Source organism: Aeromicrobium sp. PE09-221, from assembly GCF_002174305.1.
Lineage (GTDB): Bacteria > Actinomycetota > Actinomycetes > Propionibacteriales > Nocardioidaceae > Aeromicrobium.
Genome location: NZ_MIJB01000107.1, coordinates 1 through 605 on the forward strand (window position 1 = coordinate 1; position 605 = coordinate 605).

The window sequence follows — 605 nt, forward strand, 5'->3', positions numbered from 1 at the left end:
CTCTGAGAGACCCTCCCGCGTTGCGGCGCCCTTCGGCGCGCGGGAAGGTCGTCGGAGCATAGCCCGGCCCATGGAGGCCAGTGATGCACATCGCCACGGTGAACCCGGCGAACGGCGAGACCGTCAAGACGTACCACCCCATGGACGAGGACGAGCTGGAACGCCGGCTCCAGCTCGCGGAGGCCACCTTCCGCACGTACCGCACGACGACCTTCGAGGAGCGGTCCCGTCTGCTGCACCACGCCGCCGAGGTCCTCGACGAGGACCGGGACGCCATCGGCAAGGTGATCACCACGGAGATGGGCAAGCCGGTCGCGCAGGCCCGCGCGGAGGCCGCGAAGTGCGCCAAGGCGATGCACTGGTACGCCGACCACGCGGCCGAGCTGCTCGCCGACGAGGAGCCCGCCGCGTCCGACGTGAAGGACTCCGGCGCCTCCCGCGCCCTGGTGCGGTACCGGCCGCTGGGCCCGGTGCTCGCGGTGATGCCGTGGAACTTCCCGCTGTCGCAGGTGGTGCGGTTCGCCGCCCCCGCCCTGATGGCGGGCAACGTCGGGCTGCTGAAGCACGCGTCGAACGTGCCGCAGACCGCCCTGGTGGTCTAGGTG

Annotated in this window: 1 protein-coding gene; it reads left to right on the forward strand. The window is 71.7% G+C overall.

Annotated features, from left to right (window positions below; genetic code table 11):
* Window positions 1-83: 83 nt before the first annotated feature.
* Entirely contained in the window at window positions 84-602 is a 519-nt protein-coding gene (locus tag BHE97_RS19605; RefSeq protein ID WP_201791561.1) for an aldehyde dehydrogenase family protein, read from the forward strand.
* Window positions 603-605: the final 3 nt, after the last annotated feature.